This window comes from Sporomusa sp., assembly GCF_057736855.1.
On the sequence record NZ_JBYKYF010000275.1, the window covers coordinates 1 to 4260 of the forward strand.

The following is a 4260-nucleotide window of genomic DNA, read 5'->3' on the forward strand; positions in this document are numbered from 1 at the left end:
TCCTAACTTTCACTTCAGATTGTCCGGATTGCCGCTATAAAAACTCCAATTTTTGTAGCCATTTTAATCAAAATTTTGTGTCAGGTAGATATAAAGATAGTAATAGTAAACCTTTACGCTGTATTGCTTATGAAGCAGGGGAGAGGAAGTTAGTAAAAGGCAATATTAAGTTTCCTCGTGATTTCAGATAATCTCATTACAAATATTTCCAGGAAATATTTGTAATGAGATTATCGCTAGATCATGTTTATGAATAGCGACCAACATAAACCGGTTTAAATGAGTGCCGATAAACTTGAATTTCTTAGATAGTTTTATGCATATAGGTAGTAATACTCTCTTTCCAGGATTGTTAGAGTAACTAAATCACTTTGGTGATTTAAATATGAGCTTTACATTGATTTCAGGACAACTTCCCCGGCCACGGGTATGATCGACCCGTTCAACTATGACTCGGTCAAGGACAGCTCGTATTGCCGCTTTTTTCTCCGTTATAGTAAAGTCATTTTGTTTTACGGCGCATTTGATAATACTCGCCATTTCTTCATTTGAGTATGTACGAGAAGTTGCTGCGAGCTCAGATTCGTAATTTTTTTTTATTTGAGCAATATCTGCCAATTGTCGACCAATATCTTTTAATTGGGTTTCAATTTCAGTTTCCGAAAGTAATTTCTGGCGAAACCAGCGTAGTACCGTATCTTTTTGTTTCAGTAGTTCCTTTTCGGTGTTACGCATTTGCTCTAGTGCTATACTGTGATTTTGAATATCCTTATGTATAGAATGTATAGAAATGGCCTCGATGTGTTCGGTAAGTTTATCTGGACGATAAAATCGTTCCAATAGATAGCTAAATACATACTCATCCAATATTTTTGTAGGAACTTGCCGTGCCATACATGGCTTTTGCCCAGAATAAACATAGAAGGTATTTTTTCGGCTAACGCAAACATAGTAACTATTATGTTCATGGCAGCCTGAATGAGAGATAACCATGGCTTTGCCACATTTCGCACAGCTAACAAGACCATGTAAGAGATAATCGCGCTTTAAATTCCGTTTGGCAAAACTCTTATTTTCCTGGAGTTGCTTTTGGGCAGCCTGCCAGGTTGCCTCGTCAATGATTGCAGGAACATATATGGGTATCCATTCCGATTCAGGCCGTAAAGCTCGTTTTTTCTTTTTCAGCCCGATCGTTTCATATCGATATTTCATAGAATAAATAACACCTTTGTAAAGAGTATTGGTAAGTATGCGATGTATGCTGGAAACACTCCAGGCTTTTTTGGCGCGGGGAGAGGAAATACCCCGTGCATTCAGTTCTTTGCAAATTCTAGCTGTTCCCATTTTCTGTTTGACTAAAAGGTCAAATATCAGGCGGACAATTTCGGCTTCTTCTTCATTAATATCATAGGTACTTTTATCAGGATTAAAGCGGTAACCAAATGGTTTGGCGTCACTTATCACCATTCCTTTGGCTGCTTTACCTCTTTTGCCGCGCATGGTACGTTCTTTTATCTTTTCCTTTTCTAACTGCGCCAATAAACCGCGAATACCAAACATAAACTTACCATCTGCAGACTGATCATAGTTTACGACTACAAATTTCAGTTGAGCGCCAGACTTGTCAATCTCTTCGGCAATAATAAGCTGATGCATAAGATTTCTGGCCATTCTGTCTGGATCATAGAATATAACTACATCAAATTTTTTAGCTTTTACTGCTTCACGCAAACGAGTAAGAGCCGGACGTTCAATAAACTCGGCCGAATAGCCGTCGTCAATAAATTCTTCCGTATGCAAAGCACCTATTTCTAATGCACACTTATGGCAAGCTTCAAGCTGAGTTTCAATGGAATAGCCTTTTTCGGCCTGTTGATCAGTGGAAACACGAATATAGATTGCTGCATTCATTACTTTACGCTCCTCTTTTGGAGTAAAAAACAGTATAGAGAATAGCAGTGACTCTACTTTTTACTTATTGAGTCTGAATGGTATTTGCTAGCTGCAAACGCTGCAAAATACCTTCAAACAACGGCGCCATAAACGTCTTACTATATTCCTCCTGCAGCGCTGGATCATAATTGATGAGTGATATAGTAACGATGGGATAGGTATCCTTCTTAATTTCACCCATCTTCGTCATCTGACTATCACCTCGGTTAATCCTATGCGAAGCAGGTTGTCTGCTTGACGGAATTTTTTGAGGTATCTCAATAATAATTAATATTGGTTAACGGCTATTCCGCACCTAGTTAGTTTATTATTTCATTTCTTGTTTCACAAAGTAAGATGAAAAAAGTCTATTCCTATATTGATAATAGCATTATATAATGATAAGTTATGTATATATGGATAATTACATAGTGCTATGTTGATATTACCGTATATACGTATTTTCAAATCCAGTGGCTCGATGTATAAGCAGCCTTCTGGCGTCGATCTGCCAGAAAGCTGCTTATGGTTTATACTGATTTGTATCCTGAGTCTCGTGAAAACGATGGAAGATCATAAAGATGAACTTATCCTTATTCTGGCTGGTTATCAGAACGAAATGGAAAAATTTATGCAGACCAATCCTGGACTGCATTCACGATTTCCGATCCATATTGATTTTCCAGACTACAGCAAGAGCGAATTATTGCAAATTGCCGAACAGTTGTGTGCTAAACGCCAGTATAAGCTTACTCCCCAGGCAAAAGAAGCTTTATTAAATATCCTTAATCCGCCTGCCAAGAATAGTGATAATCGATTCGGCAATGCCCGTACGGTAAGAAACATTATTGAAAAAGCGATAAGACGACAGGCTGTACGGCTAATTACCAAGCATTCAACCACCAGAGAAGAGTTGATGGTTATAGAACCATGTGATATTACGGGGGTGGAGATATGCGAGAATGTGTAATTATTGGTCGTCCGAATTCAGGGAAAACTATGTTTGCCCTAAATTTTGCTGGATATTTAGGAGCAAAAAGTGTTGATGTAACTTTTCGCACATATGACGATTTAATCACATGCCGTCATTTTTCGCTAGAAGAAGGCAAGCGCGAATTGTGTGGTATGGCTTTACATAAAACTCGATCATTACAGTCACTGGTTTTACGCATGACTGTCGGAAAAACCGCAGTAAATTTCAAATTAACTGATACTTGTGGCGTTAGCGAACAAATACACCACGATGAAAGCATCCGTAAAGGAATGGCCCAAACTATTGCCCTGCTGCGTTCTGCTGACATGATTTTGCACATGATAGACTTATCAGTTATTGGTAAAGATTTTTCCAGTAATAGTACTAGCATTGATCATGAATTCTATAACTATGGTATTGTCCGTAAATCATATTTGCTTTTAGGCAACAAATATGATTTACATTCAGCCAAAGAAAACCTATTGCGTGTAACAACTGCTTTCCCTAAGGCTACCATTATTCCTATTTCTGCACTCTACAGCCAGGGATTTAAAGAGGTGAAAGCCTGTGTTGCCAGAAATATTTGAGTTTTTAGCTATAACGATAGCTGCAGCCTGCTGCGCTGCAGCTGTAAAATTGGCTGATGATTATTTGGATAAAGACTACGATGCCGTCGTCGGAAAAAGCAATTGGGCTAACACCTTTAATGAAGGTACTATGTTATATGCCATGTTTTTGCTAGCCCTAGCCGCTGGTATACATGCATCCTTAAGTTTATCGTTGTTTTTAAGCAGCTATATTGTAGGGATGTTTAGCAGTCTGCGCGATAAGTTCCCTAGCCGGTTAACTGGTTTTCAGGAATCATGTTTAGCACTACTGATCGGTATAATCCTATTTGGCTGGAATAACATGTTGTTTGCAATGAGTTTTGTATTGGCTGTTCAATTATTTGATGATTATTTGGATGCCCGAAGTGACTATTCAGCTGGACAACGTAACTTGGCAAACCGTTTTGGTAAAATGGAATGTGTAGTCGTATGTTTACTCGCCATAATGATAGCCTGGGGAATAAATGACCGCTTGTTTCTTCCTGTACTTGTCGGCACTGCCATCATTTATTTATTATCATTTCGCTATGAGCGGATACAACTATGATATTCATTAGTATTGCTATACTGTTTGGATTTTTGCTAGGCTATTGTATAGGAAAACGACAAGGAAAGGAAGCAGGCTATCGTGAAGCGCAAGCTGTGATGCCACTCCATTTGCGTCAACGCTCACTTGAAACGGGGATTTGTGCCTTATGTGAGGCAAATTGGACTAAAACTTTGCATTACAAAAATTTTACTAGAGAT

The 4260-nt window shown here is 38.5% G+C and carries 7 protein-coding genes; 5 read left to right on the forward strand and 2 right to left on the reverse strand.

Annotated features, from left to right (window positions below; all coding sequences use genetic code 11):
- Positions 1-191: hypothetical protein (locus tag AC29Z1_RS14445; RefSeq protein WP_488272158.1), on the forward strand; the 191-nt coding region annotated here is incomplete at its 5' end.
- Between the two features lie 175 nt (positions 192-366).
- Here the strand turns inward: AC29Z1_RS14445 and AC29Z1_RS14450 are convergent.
- Positions 367-1911 (reverse strand): recombinase family protein, encoded by a 1545-nt coding sequence (locus AC29Z1_RS14450; protein WP_488272159.1) that lies wholly within the window; start codon positions 1909-1911, stop codon positions 367-369.
- A gap of 64 nt (positions 1912-1975) precedes the next feature.
- Entirely contained in the window at positions 1976-2143 is a 168-nt protein-coding gene (locus AC29Z1_RS14455) for a hypothetical protein (RefSeq protein ID WP_488272160.1), read from the reverse strand.
- Between the two features lie 354 nt (positions 2144-2497).
- Between AC29Z1_RS14455 and AC29Z1_RS14460 the strand changes: the two genes are divergently transcribed.
- The 4 genes from AC29Z1_RS14460 to AC29Z1_RS14475 all read left to right on the forward strand — a co-directional run.
- A complete protein-coding gene (locus tag AC29Z1_RS14460; protein WP_488272161.1) occupies positions 2498-2902 on the forward strand; it encodes an AAA family ATPase in 405 nt (134 codons plus the stop codon).
- Positions 2887-3492, forward strand: coding sequence for a GTPase domain-containing protein (locus tag AC29Z1_RS14465; protein ID WP_488272162.1), 606 nt, complete (start codon positions 2887-2889; stop codon positions 3490-3492). The genes AC29Z1_RS14460 and AC29Z1_RS14465 overlap by 16 nt, the downstream gene beginning before the upstream one ends.
- Positions 3473-4060, forward strand: coding sequence for a hypothetical protein (locus tag AC29Z1_RS14470; protein ID WP_488272163.1), 588 nt, complete (start codon positions 3473-3475; stop codon positions 4058-4060). Before AC29Z1_RS14465 ends, AC29Z1_RS14470 begins: the two co-directional genes overlap by 20 nt.
- Positions 4057-4260, forward strand: a 204-nt coding sequence (locus AC29Z1_RS14475) for a hypothetical protein (RefSeq protein WP_488272164.1), incomplete at its 3' end; no start/stop codon positions are given. The genes AC29Z1_RS14470 and AC29Z1_RS14475, both read left to right, overlap by 4 nt.

Excerpts from the sequence above, each read along its gene's own strand:
- AC29Z1_RS14450 (WP_488272159.1), bottom strand. The coding sequence starts at position 1,911 with ATGAATGCAGCAATCTATATTCGTGTTTCCACTGATCAACAGGCCGAA.
- AC29Z1_RS14455 (WP_488272160.1), bottom strand. The coding sequence starts at position 2,143 with ATGACGAAGATGGGTGAAATTAAGAAGGATACCTATCCCATCGTTACT.
- AC29Z1_RS14460 (WP_488272161.1), top strand. The coding sequence starts at position 2,498 with ATGGAAGATCATAAAGATGAACTTATCCTTATTCTGGCTGGTTATCAG.
- AC29Z1_RS14465 (WP_488272162.1), top strand. The coding sequence starts at position 2,887 with ATGCGAGAATGTGTAATTATTGGTCGTCCGAATTCAGGGAAAACTATG.